15 protein-coding genes and 1 tRNA gene are annotated in these 22,399 nt (G+C 67.1%); 7 read left to right on the plus strand and 9 right to left on the minus strand.

The genetic code is table 11. The features are described 5' to 3' along the window. Nucleotides 1-58: 58 nt before the first annotated feature. The gene (aceE, locus tag NQV17_RS09820; RefSeq protein ID WP_044849249.1) at nucleotides 59-2,755 is read right to left on the minus strand and encodes a pyruvate dehydrogenase (acetyl-transferring), homodimeric type; all 2,697 of its coding nucleotides are present in this window, start codon (nucleotides 2,753-2,755) and stop codon (nucleotides 59-61) included. Between the two features lie 270 nt (nucleotides 2,756-3,025). Here aceE and fixL point away from each other — a divergent pair, with 270 nt between their 5' ends. From fixL to NQV17_RS09840, 4 genes are all read left to right on the plus strand, one after another. After that, nucleotides 3,026-5,542 carry an oxygen sensor histidine kinase FixL gene (gene fixL / locus NQV17_RS09825; protein ID WP_044849250.1) on the plus strand — a complete coding sequence of 839 codons (2,517 nt, stop codon included), beginning with the start codon at nucleotides 3,026-3,028 and terminating at the stop codon, nucleotides 5,540-5,542. Then, on the plus strand, nucleotides 5,539-6,177 hold the full coding sequence (gene fixJ / locus NQV17_RS09830; protein WP_006493245.1) for an oxygen response regulator transcription factor FixJ: 639 nt from the start codon (nucleotides 5,539-5,541) through the stop codon (nucleotides 6,175-6,177). Before fixL ends, fixJ begins: the two co-directional genes overlap by 4 nt. A 236-nt stretch (nucleotides 6,178-6,413) precedes the next feature. After that, nucleotides 6,414-7,271, plus strand: a complete 858-nt coding sequence (gene folD / locus NQV17_RS09835; protein ID WP_044849112.1) for a bifunctional methylenetetrahydrofolate dehydrogenase/methenyltetrahydrofolate cyclohydrolase FolD — start codon at nucleotides 6,414-6,416, stop codon at nucleotides 7,269-7,271. A 284-nt stretch (nucleotides 7,272-7,555) separates the two neighbouring features. Continuing rightward, entirely contained in the window at nucleotides 7,556-9,643 is a 2,088-nt protein-coding gene (locus NQV17_RS09840) for a M3 family metallopeptidase (RefSeq protein WP_257771798.1), read from the plus strand. Nucleotides 9,644-9,703: 60 nt separating this feature from the next. On the opposite strand, the gene dinB is transcribed toward NQV17_RS09840, so the two are convergent. Continuing rightward, nucleotides 9,704-11,110 carry a DNA polymerase IV gene (dinB, locus tag NQV17_RS09845; RefSeq protein ID WP_257771800.1) on the minus strand — a complete coding sequence of 469 codons (1,407 nt, stop codon included), beginning with the start codon at nucleotides 11,108-11,110 and terminating at the stop codon, nucleotides 9,704-9,706. 216 nt (nucleotides 11,111-11,326) lie between these two features. Between dinB and NQV17_RS09850 the strand changes: the two genes are divergently transcribed. Then, nucleotides 11,327-12,019, plus strand: coding sequence for an aspartate/glutamate racemase family protein (locus tag NQV17_RS09850; protein ID WP_044849110.1), 693 nt, complete (start codon nucleotides 11,327-11,329; stop codon nucleotides 12,017-12,019). Between the two features lie 83 nt (nucleotides 12,020-12,102). Here NQV17_RS09850 and NQV17_RS09855 read toward each other — a convergent pair. After that, nucleotides 12,103-12,179 (minus strand) — tRNA-Met (locus NQV17_RS09855). A gap of 186 nt (nucleotides 12,180-12,365) precedes the next feature. On the opposite strand from NQV17_RS09855, the gene xth reads away from it, so the two are divergent. Then, nucleotides 12,366-13,142, plus strand: coding sequence for an exodeoxyribonuclease III (gene xth / locus NQV17_RS09860; protein WP_257771803.1), 777 nt, complete (start codon nucleotides 12,366-12,368; stop codon nucleotides 13,140-13,142). Between the two features lie 25 nt (nucleotides 13,143-13,167). On the opposite strand, the gene NQV17_RS09865 is transcribed toward xth, so the two are convergent. The 4 genes from NQV17_RS09865 to glnA all read right to left on the minus strand — a co-directional run bounded on the left by NQV17_RS09865 (nucleotide 13,168) and on the right by glnA (nucleotide 19,661). After that, nucleotides 13,168-15,291, minus strand: a complete 2,124-nt coding sequence (locus tag NQV17_RS09865; protein ID WP_257771805.1) for a prolyl oligopeptidase family protein — start codon at nucleotides 15,289-15,291, stop codon at nucleotides 13,168-13,170. Between the two features lie 80 nt (nucleotides 15,292-15,371). Next, the gene (ntrC, locus tag NQV17_RS09870; protein WP_257771807.1) at nucleotides 15,372-16,895 is read right to left on the minus strand and encodes a nitrogen regulation protein NR(I); all 1,524 of its coding nucleotides are present in this window, start codon (nucleotides 16,893-16,895) and stop codon (nucleotides 15,372-15,374) included. A 46-nt stretch (nucleotides 16,896-16,941) separates the two neighbouring features. Next, entirely contained in the window at nucleotides 16,942-18,084 is a 1,143-nt protein-coding gene (gene glnL, locus NQV17_RS09875; protein WP_257771809.1) for a nitrogen regulation protein NR(II), read from the minus strand. A gap of 161 nt (nucleotides 18,085-18,245) precedes the next feature. After that, nucleotides 18,246-19,661 carry a type I glutamate--ammonia ligase gene (glnA, locus tag NQV17_RS09880; protein ID WP_017331833.1) on the minus strand — a complete coding sequence of 472 codons (1,416 nt, stop codon included), beginning with the start codon at nucleotides 19,659-19,661 and terminating at the stop codon, nucleotides 18,246-18,248. 405 nt (nucleotides 19,662-20,066) lie between these two features. Here glnA and NQV17_RS09885 point away from each other — a divergent pair, with 405 nt between their 5' ends. Next, nucleotides 20,067-20,531 (plus strand): rhodanese-like domain-containing protein, encoded by a 465-nt coding sequence (locus NQV17_RS09885; protein WP_044849104.1) that lies wholly within the window; start codon nucleotides 20,067-20,069, stop codon nucleotides 20,529-20,531. 147 nt (nucleotides 20,532-20,678) lie between these two features. Here the strand turns inward: NQV17_RS09885 and NQV17_RS09890 are convergent, their stop codons facing one another. Continuing rightward, nucleotides 20,679-21,494, minus strand: a complete 816-nt coding sequence (locus NQV17_RS09890) for a molybdopterin-binding protein (protein ID WP_257771812.1) — start codon at nucleotides 21,492-21,494, stop codon at nucleotides 20,679-20,681. Next, nucleotides 21,491-22,318, minus strand: a complete 828-nt coding sequence (locus tag NQV17_RS09895; protein ID WP_257771814.1) for an EI24 domain-containing protein — start codon at nucleotides 22,316-22,318, stop codon at nucleotides 21,491-21,493. The genes NQV17_RS09890 and NQV17_RS09895 overlap by 4 nt, the downstream gene beginning before the upstream one ends. Between the last annotated feature and the right edge of the window lie 81 nt (nucleotides 22,319-22,399).

The raw sequence follows: 22,399 nt of genomic DNA on the forward strand, positions 1-22,399 counted from the left end.
CCATGGCCGCGCGCGCCCCTCCCGGAAGCGGCGCGCGGCATCACACGGCGCGTGTGCGTTAAACGGTCATCGGGTTGGGCTTGGACGGATCGAGGTTGTACTTGGCAATCGCGTCCGCGACCACCTTGCGCTCGATCGTGCCTTCGTCGGCCAGCGCGTTCAGCGCGGCGACGGTGACCCAGTGACGGTCGACTTCGAAGAAGTGACGCAGCTTCTCGCGGGTGTCCGAACGACCGAAGCCGTCCGTGCCCAGCACGACGAAGCGGCGATCGATCTGGCCGCGGATCTGGTCGACCAGCGCGCGCACGTAGTCGGTCGATGCGATGACCGGACCCTGCGTGTCCTTCAGGCACTTCTGCACGTGCGACAGGCGACGCTCCTCGGTCGGATGGAGCAGGTTCCAGCGCTCGATCTCGTGGCCTTCACGCGCGAGTTCGGTGAAGCTCGGCACGCTCCACAGGTCGGCCGCGACGCCCCAGTCGTTCTTCAGCAGGTCGGCGGCAGCGATCACTTCGTTGAAGATCGTGCCCGCGCCGAGCAGTTGCACGCGCGGCGCCTTCGCGTCCGCGTCGGCCTTCTTGAACGCGTACATGCCCTTGATGATGTCGGCCGCCACGTGCTCGCCCTGCGGAATCGCCGGGTGCTCGTAGTTCTCGTTCATCACCGTGATGTAGTAGTACACGTCTTCCTGCTCCTGCACCATGCGGCGCAGGCCGTCCTGGACGATCACCGCGAGTTCGTAGCCGAACGTCGGGTCGTAGCTGATGCAGTTCGGCACCGATGCGGCCCACAGGAGCGAGTGACCGTCTTCGTGCTGCAGGCCTTCGCCGTTCAGCGTCGTGCGGCCCGCGGTGCCGCCGAGCAGGAAGCCGCGCGAGCGCATGTCGCCCGCCGCCCATGCCAGGTCGCCGATCCGCTGGAAGCCGAACATCGAATAGAAGATGTAGAACGGCACCATGATCTCGCCGTGCGTCGAATACGACGTCGCCGCCGCGATCCAGTCGCACATGCCGCCCGCTTCGTTGATGCCTTCCTGCAGGATCTGGCCGGTTTCCGATTCCTTGTAGAACATCAGCTGGTCGGAATCTTCCGGCACGTACTTCTGGCCTTCCTGGTTCCAGATACCGATCTGGCGGAACAGGCCTTCCATGCCGAACGTGCGCGATTCGTCCGGGACGATCGGCACGACGCGCTTGCCGAGCGCCTTGTCCTTCAGCAGGATGTTCAGGATCCGCACGAACGCCATCGTCGTCGAGATCTCGCGGCCTTCGCCCGTACCCTTCAGCAGCGGCTCGAATGCGTCGAGTGCCGGCACCGGCAGCGACGTCGCCTTCTCGCGGCGATGCGGCAGGTAGCCGCCGAGGTCCATGCGCTTCTGGCGCATGTATTCGAGTTCCTTCGAGCCTTCCTCGAACTTCAGGTACGGCACGTCGGCGATCTGCTCGTCGGTGATCGGCAGGCGGAACTGGTCACGGAACTTCTTCAGTTGCTCGACCGGCAGCTTCTTCTGCTGGTGCGTGATGTTCATCGCCTGGCCCGACTCGCCCATCCCGTAGCCCTTGATGGTCTTCGCGAGGATGACGGTCGGCGCGCCCTTCGTGTTGGTCGCTTCGTGGAACGCCGCGTAAATCTTGTGCGGATCGTGGCCGCCGCGGTTCAGCGCCCAGATGTCGTCGTCCGACCAGTCGGCGACGAGCGCCTTCAGTTCAGGCGTGTTGAAGAAGTGCTCGCGTACGAACGCGCCCGACTCCGACTTGTACGTCTGGTATTCGCCGTCGACGACTTCCATCATGCGGCGCATCAGCGCGCCCGTCTTGTCGCGTGCGAACAGCGCATCCCAGCGGCTGCCCCAGATGACCTTGATCACGTTCCAGCCGGCGCCGCGGAATTCCGATTCCAGTTCCTGGATGATCTTGCCGTTGCCGCGCACCGGGCCGTCGAGACGCTGCAGGTTGCAGTTGATCACGAACACGAGGTTGTCGAGCTTCTCGCGGCTCGCCATGCCGATCGCGCCGAGCGATTCCGGCTCGTCCGTCTCGCCGTCGCCGAGGAACGCCCAGACCTTGCGGCCGGCGGTCTTCGCGATGCCGCGCGATTCCAGGTACTTCATGAAGCGTGCCTGGTAGATCGCCATGATCGGGCCGAGACCCATCGACACCGTCGGGAACTGCCAGAAGTCCGGCATCAGCCACGGGTGCGGGTACGACGAGATGCCCTTGCCGTCGACTTCCTGGCGGAAGTTGTCGAGCTGCTCTTCCGACAGGCGGCCGAGCAGGAACGCTCGCGAGTACACGCCCGGCGACGAATGGCCCTGCACGAACACGAGATCGCCGCCGTGCTGGTCGGACGCCGCGTGCCAGAAGTGGTTGTAGCCGACGTCATAGAGCGTCGCGGCCGATGCGAACGACGCGATGTGGCCGCCGACGTTCGTGTCCTTGCCTGCGCGCAGCACCATCGCCAGCGCGTTCCAGCGCGTGTACGAACGGATGCGGTGCTCGAGGTCCTGGTCGCCCGGAATCTTCGCCTGGGCTTCGACCGGGATCGTGTTGATGTACGGGGTGTTGGCGGAGAACGGCAGGTGTTCGCCGTGCATGCGGGCGAACTCGATCTGCTTTTCGATCAGGTAATGCGCGCGGCCGGTGCCCACCGAGGAGATCACGCCGTCGAGCGACTCGAGCCATTCAACGGTTTCTTGCGGGTCGTCGTCACGTTCGGCGGCGACATATTTCATCACTTCGTTCGGTACAGCGGACATTCTCGTCTCCTGGGTCCTGGAATGTGAGGATCGCTCTCGTGCAGACGACGCGGCGCGGCCTGCGGGCAAGCTCCGACGGATTGTAATGAGCGTGGCCGGCCCCGCGCAACAGAATTTTCGAATTATGAGATCTTTTCTCGTAATGCGGAATATTGCTGCGCTGCACCCTTGCGGCGGGCCTCTCCGGCACGCGCCGCGGGCATAAATCCGTTTCCGTTCAACATATCCGGTATCGGTTTTCCATGTATTGCGCTGCGCTACAATCCTGCCATGTTGACCGATCGGCTTTTCGCACGCTCGGCGCGACCGTCGGGCCCGCCGGCGGAGTCGCAGCCGTCCCGCTGGCACCACGGACCGTGGTGGTCCAATTCCTATTTGCTGACGCCGCTGCTGTCGATCCTCGTGTTCCTCGTGGTAATGAGCCTCATTCTATGGAGCCTCAATCGCCGCGAACAGCAACAGCAGGAAGACACCCTGTTCCGTAACGTCGCGTGGGCGCAGCAGCAGATCCGCCTGTCGATGACGGGCGCGCAGGAGCAGCTGCAGGCGCTGTCGCGCGATCTCGCGTCCGGCCGCCTCGACCAGAACGCATTCCAGATGGCCGTCGCGGACGTGATGCAGACGCATCCGGAAATCCTCTATCTGAACTGGTACACCGCGCCCGGCGTGCAGCGCTGGCCGACCGTGCATCCGCCGCTGCTCGGCCAGCGGCTCGCGAAGCCCGGCGACGCGCAGATGCAGGATGCCGTGCGCGGCGCGTACGACGAAGCGCGCAGCACGCGCCGCCAGGCCTATTCGCCGCTGATCTACGACGACTTCGGCAACGGCTTCATCACGCTGCAGACGCCCGTGATGCGCGGCGACCGCGAATATCTCGGCGCGCTCGCCGCGGTGTTCTCGGTCGAAGGGATCCTGAAGCACGACATCCCGCAGGAGCTGTCGTCGAAGTACAAGATCTCGATCACCGACTCGAACAACCGCGAGCTGTCGTCCACGTCGACGCGCCCGCGCCTGCCGCGCGACTCCCACTACGACCTGCCGCTCGACCCGCCCGGCCAGGGGCTGACCGTGCGCGTGTACGCATTCCCGCAGCTCACGAACCTGACCAACAACACGCTCGTGTGGCTCGTGGCCGGCCTGTCGTGCTTCGTGCTGTGGAGCCTCTGGAGCCTGTGGAAGCACACGCGCCAACGCTTCGAGGCACAGCAGGCGCTGTATGCGGAGGCGTTCTTCCGCCGCGCGATGGAGAATTCGGTGCTGATCGGCATGCGCGTGCTCGACATGCACGGCCGCATCACGCACGTGAACCCCGCGTTCTGCCGGATGACGGGCTGGGACGAAACCGACCTCGTCGGCAAGGTCGCACCGTTCCCCTACTGGCCGCGCGACTCGTATCCCGAAATGCAGCGCCAGCTCGACATGACGCTGCGCGGCAAGGCACCGAGCTCGGGCTTCGAGCTACGCGTGCGGCGCAAGAACGGCACGCTGTTCCATGCGCGCCTCTACGTTTCGCCGCTGATCGACAGCTCCGGCCGCCAGACCGGCTGGATGTCGTCGATGACCGACATCACCGAGCCGAAGCGCGCGCGCGAGGAACTCGCGGCCGCGCACGAGCGCTTCACGACGGTGCTCGAAAGCCTCGACGCCGCGGTATCGGTGCTGGCCGCCGACGAAGCCGAGCTGCTGTTCGCGAACCGCTACTACCGCCACCTGTTCGGGATCCGCCCGGACGGCCACCTCGAGCTGTCGGGCGGCGGCTTCGACCGCGCGCAGGCGTCATCCGACTCGATCGACATGGTCGATGCGTTCGCGGGCCTGCCGGCCGCCGCGCTGACGAGCAGCACGGCAGACGCGCAGGAGGTGTACGTCGAGAGCATCCAGAAGTGGTTCGAGGTGCGCCGCCAGTACATCCAGTGGGTGGACGGCCACCTCGCGCAGATGCAGATCGCGACCGACATCACGACCCGCAAGAAGGCGCAGGAACTCGCGCACCAGCAGGAAGAGAAGCTGCAGTTCACGAGCCGATTGATGACGATGGGTGAAATGGCGTCGTCGATTGCACACGAATTGAATCAGCCGCTCGCCGCGATCAACAACTATTGCTCGGGCACGCTCGCGCTCGTGAAGAGCGGCCGCGGCACGCCCGAGACGCTGCAGCCCGCACTGGAAAAGACCGCGCAGCAGGCGCTGCGCGCGGGGATGATCGTCAAGCGGATCCGCGAATTCGTGAAGCGCAGCGAGCCGAAGCGCCAGCCGGCGCGGGTCGCGGACATCGTCGCCGACGCAGTCGGGCTCGCCGAAATCGAGGCCAGGAAGCGCAGGATCCGGATCGTCACGGAAATCCTCGCAAGAATGCCTATTATTTATGTCGACCCCGTGCTGATCGAGCAGGTGCTCGTGAACCTGATGAAGAACGCGGCCGAGGCGATGGCCGACGTGAAGCCGGCGTCGGCGGACGGCGTGATCCGCGTCGTCGCCGACATCGACGCGGGTTTCGTCGATATCCGCGTGATCGACCAGGGTCCGGGCGTCGACGAAGCGACCGCCGAACGCCTGTTCGAACCGTTTTACAGCACCAAGTCCGACGGCATGGGCATGGGGCTGAACATCTGCCGTTCGATCATCGAATCGCATCGGGGGCGTCTGTGGGTGGTCAACAATGTCGAACCGGACGGCCGCATTTCCGGCGCGACATTCCACTGCAGCCTGCCCATTGGGGAACCCGCTGATCTCGGCCAAGGGGGGCGCGAGGCATCGGCATCACATACCGTTACGGGAGAACTATGAATAGCCCTGTCACCACCACTCAGGAAACTGTCTTCGTCGTCGACGACGACGAGGCCGTACGGGACTCGCTGCGCTGGCTGCTGGAGGCGAACGGCTATCGCGTGCAATGTTTCTCGAGCGCCGAGCAGTTCCTCGATGCGTACCAGCCGGCGCAGCAGGCCGGCCAGATCGCCTGCCTGATCCTCGACGTGCGGATGTCGGGCATGAGCGGCCTCGAGCTGCAGGAGCGCCTGATCGCCGACAACGCCGCGCTGCCGATCATCTTCGTCACGGGCCACGGCGACGTGCCGATGGCCGTGTCGACGATGAAAAAGGGTGCGATGGACTTTATCGAGAAACCGTTCGACGAGGCCGAGCTGCGCAAGCTCGTCGAGCGGATGCTCGACAAGGCCCGAAGCGAAAGCAAGAGCGTCCAGGAACAGCGCGCCGCGAGCGAGCGCCTGTCGAAGCTGACCGCGCGCGAGCAGCAGGTGCTCGAGCGGATCATCGCCGGCCGCCTGAACAAGCAGATCGCCGACGATCTCGGGATCAGCATCAAGACGGTCGAAGCGCACCGCGCGAACATCATGGAAAAGCTCAACGTCAACACGGTCGCCGATCTGCTGCGCCTCGCGCTGTCGAAGAAGCAGGCCTGAACGTTGCGCGCGGCCGCCGGGCGCCTGCCCGGCCGGCCGCACCGCCGCGCCGCGCGATGCGGCCCACTCGCGCGGCACGGTCCGGCGCCGCCTCCCGGGGCGCCGGCACCGCCGCCATGACGCTTTCCTTGTATTCGCTGTCGGACGACGGCAGGCGACCGGTATAATTGCGTGTTTTGCTGCGGCGTTTCGCGCGCCGCACGCCCGCATTCCAACTTCCCGGCAGGACCACCACCATGACAGCCCTCCTCATCGACGGCAACGCCCTCTCGAAGACCTTGCGCGCGCAGGCCGCCGAACGCGCCGCCGCCCTGACCGCACGCGGCCACCAGCCCGGCCTCGCGGTGATCCTCGTCGGCGCCAACCCGGCGAGCGAAGTCTACGTGCGCAACAAGATCAAGGCGTGCGAGGACAACGGCTTCTTCTCGCAGAAGGATGCGTACCCGGACACGCTGTCGGAAGCCGACCTGCTCGCGCGCATCGACGAACTGAACCGCGACCCGAAGATCCACGGCATCTTGGTCCAGCTGCCGCTGCCCGCGCACATCGACAGCCACAAGGTGATCGAGGCGATCGCGCCGGAGAAGGACGTCGACGGTTTCCACGTCGCGAACGCCGGCGCACTGATGACGGGCAAGCCGCTGTTCCGCCCGTGCACGCCGTACGGTGTGATGAAGATGTTCGAAGCGCACGGCATCCCGCTGCAAGGCGCGAACGCCGTCGTGATCGGCCGCTCGAACATCGTCGGCAAGCCGATGGCGATGCTGCTGCTCGAAGCCGGCGCGACCGTGACGATCTGCCACAGCAAGACGCGCGACCTCGCCGCGCACACGCGCCAGGCCGACGTCGTGGTCGCCGCGGTCGGCAAGCGCAACATCCTGACGGCCGACATGGTCAAGCCGGGTGCGACGGTGATCGACGTCGGCATGAACCGCGACGATGCGGGCAAGCTGTGCGGCGACGTCGACTTCGCCGGCGTGAAGGAAGTCGCCGGCCACATCACGCCGGTGCCGGGCGGCGTCGGCCCGATGACCATCACGATGCTGCTGATCAACACGATCGAAGCCGCCGAGCGCGCCGCCGCGGCCGCCTGAGCGCCTTCGCCCCTCTCGCCCGTCCAGCCGGCGCGCATGCGTGCGCCGGCGCCCCGCCGGCCGCCCGTCGCGGCCGCGTCAGCGCCCTGCCATACTGCCGCGCTCCGCTTCATTCCGCCCCTTTCGACCCTTTCCGGCTCTGCGTCGCGCTCCGTCAATCGCCTCGTTAGAAACTAACGATTGGAAAGCGCGCGATGCGCCCCAATAATGTCGATATCGGGCGCCGCCGCATCGCGCCTCACCCTTTTCACCCCGGTTCATCCGGCAACAGACAGGGAGTCTTAATGTCCGCCAGCGCCAATACCAATCCGCTCCTCGATTTCTCCGGCCTGCCCCGCTTCGGCGAGATTCGTCCGGAACACGTGACGCCCGCGCTCGACACGCTGCTCGATGCCGCCAACCGCGCGGTCGACACGGCGAGCGCACCCGCGACGCCGGCGACCTGGGCCGCGATCGTCGAGACGGTCGAGCAGGCGACGGAGCCGCTCGGGCGCGCATGGGGCGTCGTCGGCCACCTGAACGCGGTCGCCGATACGCCGGAACTGCGCGCCGCCTACGGCGAAAACCTGCCGCGCGTGACCGAATTCTGGTCGAGCGTCGGCCAGAACCTCGCGCTGTACGAGAAGTACAAGGCGATTGCCGCGAGCGCCGAATACGCGACGCTGTCCGCCGAGCGCAAGAAGATCCTCGACAACGCCCTGCGCGATTTCCGCCTGTCGGGCGCCGAGCTGCCCGAGGATCGGAAGCCGCGTTTCGCGGAATTGCAGGAGCAGCAGGCCGCGCTGTCGAAGGCATTCTCCGACCACGTGCTCGACGCGACCAACGCGTATGCGTATTTCGCGCAGGACGAGGCCGAGCTGGCCGGCCTGCCGGGCGATGCGATCGAAGCGGCCCGCGAGGCCGCGCAGAAGGAAGGCAAGGAAGGCTGGAAGTTCACGCTGCACTTCCCGTCCTACTTCCCGGTGCTGCAGTACGCCGAGAACCGTGCGATGCGCGAGACGCTGTACCGCGCGTATGCGACGCGCGCGTCCGAACTCGGGCCGCAATACGGCGGCGGCAAGGCCGAGTGGGACAACACGGCGATCGTCGCGGACGAGCTTAAGCTGCGCCGCGAAGAGGCGCAGATGCTCGGCTACCGCAACTTCGCCGAAGTATCGCTCGCGCCGAAGATGGCCGAATCGCCGCAGCAGGTGATCGCGTTCCTCGAGGATCTCGCGACGCGCGCGCGTCCGCACGCGGACAAGGACTGGAACGAACTGCGCGCGTTCGCCGCGAAGGAACTCGGCCTGACCGAGCTCGCCCCGTGGGACGTCGCGTTCGCGGCCGAGCGGCTGCGTCAGCAGCGCTACGCGTTCTCGGAAAACGAGGTCAAGCAGTACTTCCCGGAACCGGCCGTGCTGAAGGGCCTGTTCAACGTCACCGAAACGCTGTTCGGCGTGCGGATCAAGCCGGACGACGCACCGGTGTGGCACAAGGACGTGCGCTTCTTCCGCGTGGAGAACCGCGACGGCTCGCTCGTCGCGCAGTTCTATCTCGACCTGTACGCACGCGAAGGCAAGCGCGGCGGCGCGTGGATGGACGATGCGCGTGCGCGCGCCAAGCGCGGCGACACCGTGCAGACGCCGGTCGCGTACCTGACCTGCAACTTCTCGGCACCCGTCGGCGGCAAGCCCGCCTGCTTCACGCACGACGAGGTCATCACGCTGTTCCATGAATTCGGCCACGGGCTGCATCACATGCTCACGCGCGTCGACGAGCTCGGCGTGTCGGGCATCAACGGCGTCGAATGGGATGCGGTCGAGCTGCCGTCGCAGTTCATGGAAAACTTCTGCTGGGAATGGGACGTGCTGTCGTCGATGTCGTCGCACGTCGATACGGGCGCCGCGCTGCCGCGCGAGCTGTTCGACAAGATGATCGCCGCGAAGAACTTCCAGAGCGGCCTCGGCACGCTGCGCCAGATCGTGTTCTCGATGTTCGACATGCTGCTGCACGTCGACTTCGACCCGGCCGGCACGACCGGCGTGAATGCGTTCGCACGTGAGATCAACGAGCGCTACCACGTGATCCCGCAGGCCGCGTTCTCGCGCTGGCCGAACACGTTCAGCCACATCTTCGCGGGCGGCTATGCGGCCGGCTACTACAGCTACAAGTGGGCCGAAGTGCTGTCGGCCGACGCGTATGCGGCGTTCGAGGAAGCGGCCGCCGCCGGCGGCAGCGTGCTCGACGCGGCGACCGGCACGCGCTATCGCCGCGAAATCCTCGAAGTCGGCGGCAGCCGGCCGGCGATGGATTCGTTCAAGGCGTTCCGCGGCCGCGAGCCGGAAATCGACGCGCTGCTGCGTCACAACGGGATGGCCTCGCCCGCGCACTGAGCGCGCGCTGTCCGGCTTGTCCGGTTGCGTCGACAGGCACCGCTGCGGCGGTGCTTTTTTTCATGGCGCGGGGGGTTTGTCGTTGGCGGTGTTCGCCTCGTTCGCCTCGTTCGCCTCGTTCGCCTCGTTCGCCTCGTTCGCGCCGTTCACGTCGTTCGGGTCGGTTGCGTCGGTTGCCGCGTTGGCGTTGGCGTTGGCGTTGGCGTTGGCAGCGGCAGCGGCAGCGGCAGCGGCAGCGGCAGCGGCAGCGGCAGCGGCAGCGGCAGCGGCAGCGGCAGCGGCAGCGGCAGCGGCGTCAGTATCAGCCCCCTCGTCCGCATCGTCATCGAACAGCGAAAACTGCCCGTGACGCTCGGCCGTGTCCTCGTCGATGCGCACGCCGACGCCGAGCAGCCGCACGGCCTGCGCGCGGCGTTGCAGCCCCTTCGCGAGCAGCGTGACGGCCGTCTGCGCATTCGTCGCGTCGGCCACGCACTCGACCGTCGTACGCTGGAAATCGACAAAGCGGATCTTCACGTAGAGCTTGCGGATCGTGCGGGCCGCCCCCGCGCGCGCGATCCGCGCATCGAGCTGCACGACGAGGCGGCGGATCTCGTCCGCGCATTGCTCGAGCGTCGTCAGGTCGGTCACGTAGGTCGTCTCGACGCTGACCGACTTGCGCTCCTGGTCGGCGCGCACCGGCCGCTCGTCGATTCCGCGCGCCAGCTGGTACAGCCGCCGGCCGAACGCGCCGAACTCGCGATGCAGGTCGATCAGCGACCAGCCGCGCAACTGCGCGCAAGTCTGGATGCCGAGCCGGTCGAGCTGCGCGGCCGTCACCTGACCGACGCCGTGCAGCTTGCGCACCGGCAGCGCCGCGACGAACGCATCGACCTCATGCGGGCGCACGACGAACAGGCCGTCGGGCTTGTTCCAGTCGGACGCGATCTTCGCGATGAACTTGTTCGGCGCGACACCCGCCGACACCGTCACGCCGACCGTGTCGTACACGCGCTGGCGAATCTCCCGCGCAATCAGCGTGGCGCTGCCCTGGCACAGTTGCGAACCGCTGACGTCGAGGTACGCCTCGTCGAGCGACAGCGGCTCGACGTCGTGCGTGTAGTCGCGATAGATCGCCATGATCTGCCGCGACGCCGCACGGTACTTGTCCATCGCGGACGGCAGGATCAGCAGGTCCGGACACTTGCGCATCGCGAGCGCCGACGACATCGCGGAATGCACGCCGTAGCGCCGCGCCTCGTAGTTGCAGGTCGCGATCACGCCGCGCTGGTCGGGCCGGCCGCCGACGGCGAGCGGCCGGTTGCGCAGCGACGGGTCGTCGCGCATCTCGACCGACGCGTAAAAGCAGTCGCAGTCGCAGTGGATGATCTTGCGCACGCGCGACGGCGCGTCGCCGGGCGGCGACCCGCGCGGATCGGCAGGCGGGATGATGGTCGGATTCACGGTGCCGATACTGTACAAAAACACAGTGGCCGTTTCAACTGTCGCGTGCTGCCGCGTTCGGCCGACGGCCGACGGCCGACGCCCGGCGCAGCCGGACCGCCTCGGATCGCCTCCACCCGCTCGCCGGCCACCCCCGACCGGCAATGCCGTACCGGTCCGCTTCACACGGATCGTACCGCCGCGCGCACTGGCCGCCCCCTATACTCGTCTGCCACGACATATGAAACGCACAGGTGACGGATGAAAACGATCGGACTCATCGGCGGGATGAGCTGGGAATCGTCGGCCGAGTACTACCGGATGATCAATCGCCATTCGAAGGCGCTGCACGGCGGCCATCACAACGCGAAGAGCGTGCTGGTCACGGTGGATTTCGCGGAGATCGAAGCGCTGCAGCGCGCGCAGGACTGGGCCGCGCTCGGCGAACGGATGGCCGATGCCGCGCGTCGGCTCGAAGCGGCCGGCGCCGATCTCGTCGTGCTGACGACCAACACGATGCACCGCGTGCACGGCGCGATCGAGGCTGCCGTATCGCTGCCGTTCCTGCACATCGCCGACCCGACCGGCGCCGCGCTGCGCGCCGCGGGCGTCGAGCGCGTCGCGCTGCTCGGCACGCGCTACACGATGGAGCTGCCGTTCTATGCGGAGCGCCTGCGCGACAAGTTCGGCCTCGACGTGCTGGTGCCGGACGAATCCGCGCGCAACGACGTGCACCGGATCATCTACGACGAGCTGTGTCATGGCGTGATCGATGCCGGGTCGCGCGCGACCTACGTGTCGATCATCGGGGAACTGGCGAAACGTGGCGCGCAGGCGGTGATACTCGGCTGTACGGAAATCACGCTGCTGATCGGCGCGGACGATGTGCCGCTGCCGGTATTCGATACGACCGCGCTGCATGCGAAGGCGGCGGTCGAGTGGGCGGCGGGCTGAAAACAAAAAACCCGGCACGGGGCCGGGTTCCTGTCGACGAAGCGTCGCATCGGTCACTTGCGCTGCACATCGTCTGGTGTGCTTGGTTGCGGGGGTAGGATTTGAACCTACGACCTTCGGGTTATGAGCCCGACGAGCTGCCAGACTGCTCCACCCCGCGTCAGAGAAATAAATTATAGGGTGATGAAGCACTCACGTCAATACTTTTGTCACAAATTCTTCGCAGGCCGTCGATATCGCGATGCACGACACGGCACCGGCTTCACGTCGTGTGTCGCGCGCGTTCGCGCCCCGTGCTCGCGGTAAGATGGCGGCCTTCGCATTTACCCCGCACGCATTCCCGTTCATGAAAATCGCCACCTGGAACGTCAACTCGCTCAACGTCCGCAAGCAGCACGTGCTCGACTGGCTCGCGCAAAGCGGAGCCGACGTGCTGTGCCTGCAGGAACTGAAGCTGCCGGACGAGAAATATCCGCGCGCCGATCTCGAAGCGATCGGCTACCGCAGCTGGTTCGCGGGCCAGAAGACCTACAACGGCGTCGCGATCCTCGCGCGCGACACGCTCGCCGTCGACGAATCGGACGTCGTGCGCAACATCCCCGGCTTCGACGACGCGCAGCAGCGCGTGGTCGCCGTGACGGTCGAAGGCGTGCGCATCGTGTCCGCATATTTCCCGAACGGCCAGGCACCCGACTCCGACAAGTTCGTCTACAAGATGCAGTGGCTCGACGCGCTGCACGCGTGGCTGGGCACCGAGCTGCAGCGCTACCCGAAGCTCGCGCTGCTCGGCGACTACAACATCGCGCCGGAAGACCGCGACGTGCACGACCCGGCGAAATGGGAAGGCCAGAACCTCGTGTCGCCGCAGGAGCGCGCGCATTTCGCGAAACTGATCGAACTCGGCTTCGTCGATGCGTTCCGCCGCTTCGAGCAGCCCGAGAAGACCTTCACGTGGTGGGACTACCGGATGTTCGCGTTCCGCCGCAACGCGGGGCTGCGCATCGACCACATCCTGCTGTCGCCGGCGCTCGCCGAAACCTGCACGTCGTGCGAGGTCGATCGCGTGCCGCGCACGTGGGAACAGCCGTCCGACCACACGCCCGTGATCGCGGTCGTCAGCTGAACGCCCTGCCCGCTCGCGCCTGCGCTCAACCGCGCGCGGGCGCGGGCGCGGGCCCGAGATGCGCCCACAGGAAGCCGAATTCCGCCGCATCGGATTCGGCACGCTCAAGATCGTCGGCGCTGCCGTGGCCGCCGTCGGTGTTCTCCCAGTACCACACCCGTTCGTGTCCGAGCGCATGCATGCGCGCGGCCATCTTGCGCGCATGCGCGGGATGCACGCGGTCGTCGCGCGTCGACGTCGTCAGCAGCAGCGGCGGATACGCAACGCCTTCGCGCACGCGGTGATACGGCGAGTAGGCGGCGAGCGCCGCGCCCTCGCGCGCATCGTCCGGATCGCCGTACTCGTCGAGCCACGCGGCGCCCGCGTGCAGCTTCGGATAGCGCCGCATGTCGAGCAACGGCACGCGGCACAGCACCGCGCCGAACAGTTCCGGGCGCTGCACCATGCATGCGCCGACCAGCAGCCCGCCGTTGCTGCCGCCCTCGATGCCGAGTTGCGCGGCCGTCGTCACGCCGGTGCGGATCAGGTCCTCGGCCACTGCGATGAAGTCGTCGAACGAGCGCTGCCGATGCTCGCGTTGCGCGTCGACGTGCCAGCCCGGTCCGAATTCGCCGCCGCCGCGGATGTGCGCGAACGCCGCGACGCCGCCGCGTTCGAGCCATGCGATGCCGAGTGCATCGCTGTAGCCCGGCAGGTTCGGAATCGCGAAGCCGCCATAGCCTGACAGCAGGCACGGCCGCGCGACGCGGGCGCTGCCGTCGGGATGCGCCAGGCCATCGAGCGCATCACGCGGCCCGATCAGCGTGTACGGCACGACCGTGCCGTCGCGCGAGCGGGCATTCGCCCGACGCACGACGAGCCCGGCCGCATCGAACCGCACCGGCGGGCGGTCGAGCAGCACGCGGTGCGACGGCGCATCGGCCGCGCGATCGGCCAGATCGGCAAGCCAGCATTCGGGCGGATCGAGATAGGTATCGACGTCCACGTACACATCGTCGTTCAGCGTCGACTCGACCGGCTCGACGTCGATCTGCGCATCGCCCGGCCATTCGAACGGCCGCGCGTGCCACGTCCACGCGCCGTCCTCGCCCTGGCGCGGCTGCCACAGCATCGTGCGGTTGTGCACGTCGTCGAGCCAGCTCGCGATCAGCATCGTGCGCGTGTGCGTCCACGTGCACGCGGACGTCGTCGGTCGCGGCTCGAACAGCGTCGTGAGTTCGCGCGACCCGGCGAGGAACGCCTGCTCGCGGATCGCGAGCAGCGAGCCGCCTGCGTGGCGCACGCCGCCGCAGTCCCAGTCGAGCCGCGGCTCCAGCATCAGCCAGCCTTCCCAGAAACCGACCTCGACGTGCGTCGGCACGTCGTAGCGCGCCCACTCGCCCGCGTCGGTCAGCCGGTATGCATGCGCGTCGAAGAAATCGACGCTGCGCCACGCGACGTGGCGGCCGTCGATCGGATCGAACCCCGCGCCCGCGCTGATGTCGTCGGGTTCGCCGCGGAACACCACCGGCGCATCGGCGAGCGGCGTGCCGCGCACCCAGCGGCGCGCTTCGTACGGATAGCCGGCGGCGGTCGCATGCGCCTCGCCGCGATCCCAGCTCACGTAGACGGTATCGCGGTCGATCCAGCCGATCGTGTGATTCCCGGGCACGTCGATCGTGAAGCCGCCGTCGACGAAACGGCGCTGCACGAGGTCGAATTCGCGCACGACGACCGCGTCGGCGCCGCCCGGCGACAACGACAGCAGCGCGCGGTCGCCGTCCGGGTACAGGATCGCGTCCTGCTCGAACACCCACGACTCGCCCTCTTGCGCGCCGAGCGCGTCGACGTCGAGCAGCGCTTCCCACTCGGGCCGGCCCGCGCGCCAGTCGTCCCAGCGCGCGCGGCGCCACAGTCCCTTCGGATGGAGATCGTCCTGCCACAGGTCGTACGCCCAGTCGCGCCAGCGGGTCGGAATCACCGGGCGTTCGCGCGGCAGATACGCCTGCGCGAGCCGCGCGGTCAGCGCGCGATACGCGTCGTCGTCGCGCAGCGCGACCCGCGTGCGCGCGTTCTGCTCGTCGACCCACGCACGGGCACGCTTGCTGTCGAGCGCTTCGAGAAAACGGAAGGGATCGGCCCCGGCGGGCCAGCGGAAGGAATCGGACATGACGGGAGCGCACGTGACGGCAAACCGCGATTATGTCCGATCGCGGCATGCGCGACGCACGCGCATGCCGCGACAGAGGCTTACGGCTCCAGGTGCAGTTCCTGGATCTTGCGGGTGATCGTGTTGCGGCCGATGCCGAGCCGCTCCGCCGCCTCGACCTTGCGGCCGCGCGTGAAATCGAGCGCCTCGCGGATCACGGCCGCCTCGAAGCGGCGCGCGAGCTCGTCCATCACGTCGGCCGAATTCTCGCGCAACAGCCGCGCGACTTCCGTGCGCAGCCCGCTTTCCCACATCGGATAGCCGGCCGGTGCGCCGTTCGGCGCGGCCGCGACGGGCGCAGCCGCCAACGGCGCACCCACTGCCGGCTGCACGCGCGCGATGTCGCCACCGCCCACGCCGGTGCCGGCGTGCGCATCCGCGCCGTCGGCCGTCGCCGTCACCGGCGCGCCTGCCGGCACGAGGTCGGGCGGCAGGTCCTTGATCTCGACCGTCTGCGCGGGCGCCATCACGGTCAGCCAGTTTGCGAGGTTCTCGAGCTGACGCACGTTGCCGGGAAACGTGAGCGACGTCAGATACGCGAGCGCTTCGTCGGACACGCGCTTCGGCTCGACGCCGAGATCGCGCGCGCTCTTCTGCAGGAAGTGGCGCGTGAGCAGCGCGATGTCCTCGCTGCGTTCGCGCAGCGGCGGCAGCCGCAGCCGGATCACGTTGAGCCGGTGGTAAAGGTCCTCGCGGAACAGCCCCTGCCGCACGCGCGACTCGAGATTCTGGTGCGTCGCGGCGATCACGCGCACGTTCGCGCGCAGCGGGTTGTGGCCGCCGACCCGATAGAACTGGCCGTCCGACAGCACGCGCAACAGGCGCGTCTGCAGGTCGAACGGCATGTCGCCGATTTCGTCGAGGAACAGCGTGCCGTTCTCGGCCTGCTCGAAGCGGCCCTGGCGCGTCGTCTGCGCGCCGGTGAACGCGCCGCGCTCATGGCCGAACAGTTCGGATTCGAGCAGGTCCTTCGGAATCGCCGCGGTGTTCAGCGCGATGAACGGCCCGTTGGCACGCGGGCTATGACGGTGCAGCGCCCGCGCGACGAGCTCCTTGCCGGTGCCCGACTCGCCGGTGATCAGCACGGTCGCGGCCGAGTGCGACAGGCGGCCGATCGCGCGGAACATGTCCTGCATCGCGGGTGCCTGGCCGAGCATCTCGGGCGCTTCGGCCACACGCTCGTCCTGCGGCGCGCCGCCGCGCAGGCTCTCCTCGACCGCGCGGCGGATCAGCTCGACCGCCTTGTCGACGTCGAACGGCTTCGCGAGATATTCGAACGCGCCGCCCTGAAACGCCGCGACGGCGCTGTCGAGATCGGAGAACGCCGTCATGATGATGACGGGCAGGCCCGGCAGGCGCTCGTGCATCGCCTGCAACAGCTCGAGGCCGGAGCCGCCCGGCATCCGGATGTCGGACACGAGCACCTGCGGCGTCTCGTGGTCGAGCGCGGCCAGCGCGTCGCGCACGTTCGCGAAGCTCTTCGTCGCGAAGCTGTCCCGGGCGAGTGCCTTTTCGAGCACCCAGCGGATCGATTGATCGTCGTCTACTATCCAGATCGGCTTCATAGGTCGGTCAGGTATGGGTGAATCCGGTGAATCGCCATGCTGCCGCTCAATGATCGAGCGGCAGCAGGATCTGAAATTCGGTACGACCGGGCCGGCTCTCGACCTCGATCATCCCGTCGTGCTGCTGCACGAACGTCTGCGCGAGCGTGAGGCCGAGGCCGCTGCCGTCGTCGCGCCCGGACACGAGCGGGTAGAAGATCCGGTCGCGGATCTCCTCCGGAATGCCGGGCCCGTTGTCGACCACGTGCAAGTCCAGTGCCAGCCTGTACAGGCGCTTCGCGATCGTCACCTTGCGCGCGATGCGCGTGCGCAGCTCGATCTTCGCGTCGCCCTGCGCGATCCGCTCGCGCAGCGCCTGCGCCGCGTTGCGCACGATGTTCAGCAGCGCCTGGATCAGCTGCTCCTTGTCGCCGCGCAAGTCCGGCACGCTCACGTCGTAGTCGCGCTCGATGGTGAGCCCGCGCGGAAATTCCGCGAGCATCACCGCGCGCACGCGTTCGCACACTTCATGAATGTTCACGTCGCCGACGATGTGCGGATGCCGGTGCGGCTCCAGCAACCGGTCGACGAGCGTCTGCAGGCGGTCGGACTCCTTGATGATCACCTGCGTGTATTCGCGCAACTCGCCGCGCTCGCGCTCGCTCAGTTCGAATTCGAGCAGCTGGGCTGCGCCGCGAATGCCGCCGAGCGGGTTCTTGATCTCGTGCGCGAGGTTGCGGATCAGTTGCTTGTTGACCGCGGTCAGGTCGTGGATGCGCTCCTCGCGATCGGTGCGCGACTGCCGTTCGTTCTCGAACAGCTCGACGAGCACGAAATCGGGCACGGTCTCGAGGAAGCCGACGATCGCATGCACGTGCAGCGGCTCGCGGCCGGGCCGGTCGAGCACGGTATCGAGATGCGTCGCGTGAAAGCGCTCCTGGCCGATCGCGGTGATCGTCGACGCGAGTTCGTTCGCATTCGGGAAAATCTCGCCCCACGGCCGCTGTGCGAGCTGCCGGCGCGAGATGTCGAGCATCGCCTCCGCGGACGGATTCGCGAACGCGACCCGCAGCGTCTTGCGGTCGAGCACGATCACGGCCGTCGGCAGCGCTTCCAGCCCCGCAAGCAGGCCCGAGCGCGCGAGCCGCTCGTCTTCCGTCAGTCGCTCGGGCTGCCCCGTCTTCGCCTTGATGAGATTCTTCAGAGCCATCGTGCGTGTCGTCGCGCGTTACCGGGTCGGAAATTGGAAATTTTCGGAACAAAAAAGGGACGGCTGGACGCCGTCCCCCTTCAGACTCCGCGGTTCCCGCCGCAGGCCGCGCGACGGGAACGAACCGGCATGACGGCGCTGAATCGAAGCGCCATCGCCGATTACAGCGAGTAGTACATCTCGAACTCGATCGGATGCGTCGTCATGCGGAACTTCGCCAGCTCCTGCTCCTTCAGCGCGAGGTACGCATCGATCATGCCGTCGGTGAACACGCCACCGCGCGTCAGGAACTCGCGATCCTTGTCGAGCGCTTCCAGTGCCTGGTCGAGGCCTGCGCAGACGGTCGGGATCTTTGCGTCCTCTTCCGGCGGCAGGTCGTACAGGTTCTTGTCCGCGGCTTCGCCCGGATGGATCTTGTTCTGGATCCCGTCGAGGCCGGCCATCATCAGCGCCGTGAAGCACAGGTACGGGTTCGCCATCGGATCCGGGAAGCGCGTTTCGATACGGCGGCCCTTCGGGTTCGACACGTGCGGAATGCGGATCGATGCCGAACGGTTGCGTGCCGAGTACGCGAGCTTGACCGGTGCCTCGAAGTGCGGGACCAGACGCTTGTACGAGTTCGTCGTCGGGTTCGTGATCGCGTTCAGCGCACGGGCGTGCTTGATGATGCCGCCGATGTAGAACAGCGCCAGTTCCGACAGGCCCGCGTAGCCGTTACCCGCGAACAGGTTCTGGCCGTCCTTCCAGATCGACTGGTGAACGTGCATGCCCGAACCGTTGTCGCCGACCACCGGCTTCGGCATGAAGGTCGCCGTCTTGCCGTACGAGTGCGCGACGTTGTGGATGATGTACTTCGACCATTGCGTCCAGTCGGCGCGCTGCACGAGCGTCGAGAACTTCGTGCCGATTTCGTTCTGGCCCTGGCCCGCCACTTCGTGGTGGTGCACTTCGACCGGGATGCCGAGCTGTTCGAGCAGCAGGCACATTTCCGAACGCATGTCCTGGAACGTGTCGACCGGTGCGACCGGGAAGTAGCCGCCCTTCGTGCCCGGACGGTGGCCCGTGTTGCCGCCTTCGAATTCCTTGCCAGCCGACCACGGTGCTTCTTCCGAGTTGATCTTCACGAAGCAGCCCGACATGTCCGTGTTCCACTGGACCGAGTCGAAAATGAAGAATTCCGGTTCCGGACCGAAGTACGCGGTGTCGCCGATGCCCGTGCTCTTCAGGTACGCTTCGCCGCGCTTCGCGAGCGAACGCGGATCGCGCTCGTAGCCCTTGCCGTCGGCCGGCTCGACCACGTCGCAGGTCAGCACGAGGGTCGACTCTTCATAGAACGGGTCGACGAATGCGGCACTCGGGTCCGGCATGAGCAGCATGTCCGACGCCTCGATGCCCTTCCAGCCGGCGATCGACGAGCCGTCGAATGCATGGCCGCTTTCGAACTTGTCTTCGTCAAACGCCGAAACCGGCACCGACACGTGCTGTTCCTTGCCGCGCGTATCCGTGAAGCGGAAATCGACAAACTTGACGTCCTCGTCCTTCACGAGCTGCATGACGTCGGCGACGGTTTTACTCATAACCTCTTCTCCTGATTGAACAATTCCGGCGGACTGGGAACCGCCTCGTTTATCGAGCTGCCCGGAGTCTGGCTTTGGCGCAGCGTGCCCCGGGTCGACCGAATTCTATATAGCAGCTTCCGTGCCAACCATCGCAAAACCGACGCGAATCACGCCGACCCGCGCCGTAGCGGGGCCCGGCTGCGCGATTCCGGGGCCGAGCGCCGCACCGGCGGCGGCGCATCCGCACCGCAACGGTGCAATCTTGATGAAGCGACGGCGACACTGAATCATTCTGGTGCATTCATGCCATTCTGCACTCTTTTGGTGAGCGCGTGGGCGGTGCATGCGCCACCGGGCACGCGGACATCCGCGCGGCGCCGCCGCGCTAGAATGTTCGTTTGACCGATACGGAGACCTCCTGCCATGAGTACGCTCGACCAGCTTTACGCGAAGGCCGAAGAACGCCGCGCCCAAGGCGCGCTCAACTATGCCGGCGCCCTGCTGCCGGCCGAGGCGTTCGAGCTGCTGCAGCTCGACCCGTCGGCACGCCTCGTCGACGTGCGCACCCGCGCCGAGCTCGACTGGATCGGCCGCCCGCTCGTCGGCGACGGCCAGTACCTGCACCTCGAATGGACGCGCTATCCGGGCGGCGTGCCGAACGCCGAATTCATCGATCAACTGAAAGCGGCCCTCCCGGCCGATACGCCGATCCTGTTCCTGTGCCGCAGCGCCGCGCGCTCGAAGCTCGCCGCGGTCGCGTCGACGCAGGCCGGCTTCACGAAGGCCTTCGACCTGCTCGAAGGCTTCGAGGGCGGCAAGGATGCCGAAGGCCACCGCAAGACGGTCGACGGCTGGTGCTTCCGGAAACTGCCGTGGATCGGCGCCTGACGGCGCATCAGCCCAGGCGCGCCCGACTGCCACATCGTCGAGCCGGGCGATGACATCCCGATGACGGGCCGCGTTGCGCGGCCCGTGGTTTTTGCGGGGCCGTTCAACGGCCCGCATGCGCGATCGACGCGCGCGGCCTTCAGGCCTTCAGGCGCGCGGCGCCTCCGGTTCGACCACGTCGCCGCCGAGCAGGTGCACGCCTTCGCGCAGCTTCACGAACGCGGCCGCGACCGCCTCCGGCTCGCCCTTCACGCCGAGGTCGATATGCCGGCGCGCGTAGATCCCGCCGCGCTCGGCATCGCCGACGCTCGGCAGGCTGAACACGCGCACGCTCGGGAAATCGCGCTCGATCTTCTCCATCAGCGGCGTGAGCGTCGACTCCGGCAGTTCGAACACGTACAGCGAGCGCTCCGCGTGCGGCGTCGCGTGATGCAGATGCTCGTATTTCGTGTCGAGCACCCATTCGATCATCGGCCACGCCATCACCGGGAAGCCCGGCACGAAATGGAGATCGCCGACCGAGAAACCGGGAATCCGGTTATAGCCATTCGGGATGATCGTCGCGCCCGCCGGGAACACGCCCATGTTGAAGCGATGCTGGTTTTCCGGCGATTCGAAGTCGACCGGCGTGGCCGCATCGGTGTGCGTCTCGCGAATGCGCTCCGAGATCAGCGCCTTCGCTTCCGGATGCAGCGCGAGCGGCACGCCGAGCGCGGCGGCCGCGCACTGGCGCGTGTGGTCGTCCGGCGTCGCGCCGATCCCGCCCGTGGAGAACACGATGTCGCCCGACGCGATCGCGCGCGCGAGCGTCGCGGTGATCCGCGCCGGATCGTCGCCGACGTATTCGGCCCAGTCGAGCGCGAGGCCGCGCGCGCCGAGCAGTTCGATGACCTTCGCCAGATGCTTGTCCTGCCGGCGGCCCGAAAGGATTTCGTCGCCGATGATGATGATGCCGATGCTCATGCCTGCCCCATGTCGATTGCGGTGGCGCGCGAACTCGCACGCAGGTCGTCCAGCGCGCGCAGGCAATAGTGCCCGAACCACAGCGCCGAGAAGACGAGGATGAAAGCGTAAACCCAGATCATGGCCGCCGCCACGAACGGAAACAGCACCATCATCCAGACCGACGACACCCACACGAAGGTCGGCACGGTGCCGAGCAGCCCGGTCGCGACGCCGATGCCGATCAGCGGCCAGCGATGCTGGCGCACGAGCGCGCGGCGTTCGTCGCGGCTCGCGTGCTGCGCGAGCGCGTCGTAGGTCATCACGCGGTACGTGAGCCAGCCCCAGATCACCGGTGGCAACAGCGCGAAGAACGGCGGGATCAGCCACAGCGGAATCGTGACGACGAGCAGCACGACGCCCACGATCGCCGCGCCGAGCGAATTGAACACGCTGCCGAAGAACGTGCCGCCCCGCTTCGCCTCCAGCGCGGCGAACTGCCGGTTCGACAGGTGCCTGATCACGACCGGCATCGAGATCGTCGCGATCAGCAGCAGCACGGTCAGCACGATCAGCGGAATCGCGAGCGACACGACGACGAACGGCGCGACGACCGCATGCAGCTGCGACATCCCGAGCGCGTCGAACGCGCGGTACAGCGCGGCGGTCAGCATGAAGCCGTCGAGCGCGCCGCGCGTGGCGTCGATCAGCGTCTGCCACGAGAACCACAGCACGACGCCCCACAGCAGCGCGGAGACGACGAACGGCATCAGGGTGAGCCACAGCATGCGCGGGTGCAGCGCGCTGGCGAACGCCCGGACGAAGGAGCGCAGCAAGTCGTTCATGCGAACCTGTATCGACGATGAAAAACGGGAAAAGGATAAACCACACGGCCCGCATGCGCCAAAGCGCATGCGGGCCGTGCG

The organism is Burkholderia sp. SCN-KJ (assembly GCF_024656005.1).
Taxonomy (GTDB): domain Bacteria; phylum Pseudomonadota; class Gammaproteobacteria; order Burkholderiales; family Burkholderiaceae; genus Burkholderia.

Coding starts and splice junctions, on each gene's coding strand:
- aceE (WP_044849249.1), bottom strand. CDS start 2,755: ATGTCCGCTGTACCGAACGAAGTGATGAAATATGTCGCCGCCGAACGT.
- fixL (WP_044849250.1), top strand. CDS start 3,026: ATGTTGACCGATCGGCTTTTCGCACGCTCGGCGCGACCGTCGGGCCCG.
- fixJ (WP_006493245.1), top strand. CDS start 5,539: ATGAATAGCCCTGTCACCACCACTCAGGAAACTGTCTTCGTCGTCGAC.
- folD (WP_044849112.1), top strand. CDS start 6,414: ATGACAGCCCTCCTCATCGACGGCAACGCCCTCTCGAAGACCTTGCGC.
- NQV17_RS09840 (WP_257771798.1), top strand. CDS start 7,556: ATGTCCGCCAGCGCCAATACCAATCCGCTCCTCGATTTCTCCGGCCTG.
- NQV17_RS09850 (WP_044849110.1), top strand. CDS start 11,327: ATGAAAACGATCGGACTCATCGGCGGGATGAGCTGGGAATCGTCGGCC.
- xth (WP_257771803.1), top strand. CDS start 12,366: ATGAAAATCGCCACCTGGAACGTCAACTCGCTCAACGTCCGCAAGCAG.
- NQV17_RS09865 (WP_257771805.1), bottom strand. CDS start 15,291: ATGTCCGATTCCTTCCGCTGGCCCGCCGGGGCCGATCCCTTCCGTTTT.
- ntrC (WP_257771807.1), bottom strand. CDS start 16,895: ATGAAGCCGATCTGGATAGTAGACGACGATCAATCGATCCGCTGGGTG.
- glnL (WP_257771809.1), bottom strand. CDS start 18,084: ATGGCTCTGAAGAATCTCATCAAGGCGAAGACGGGGCAGCCCGAGCGA.
- glnA (WP_017331833.1), bottom strand. CDS start 19,661: ATGAGTAAAACCGTCGCCGACGTCATGCAGCTCGTGAAGGACGAGGAC.
- NQV17_RS09885 (WP_044849104.1), top strand. CDS start 20,067: ATGAGTACGCTCGACCAGCTTTACGCGAAGGCCGAAGAACGCCGCGCC.
- NQV17_RS09890 (WP_257771812.1), bottom strand. CDS start 21,494: ATGAGCATCGGCATCATCATCATCGGCGACGAAATCCTTTCGGGCCGC.
- NQV17_RS09895 (WP_257771814.1), bottom strand. CDS start 22,318: ATGAACGACTTGCTGCGCTCCTTCGTCCGGGCGTTCGCCAGCGCGCTG.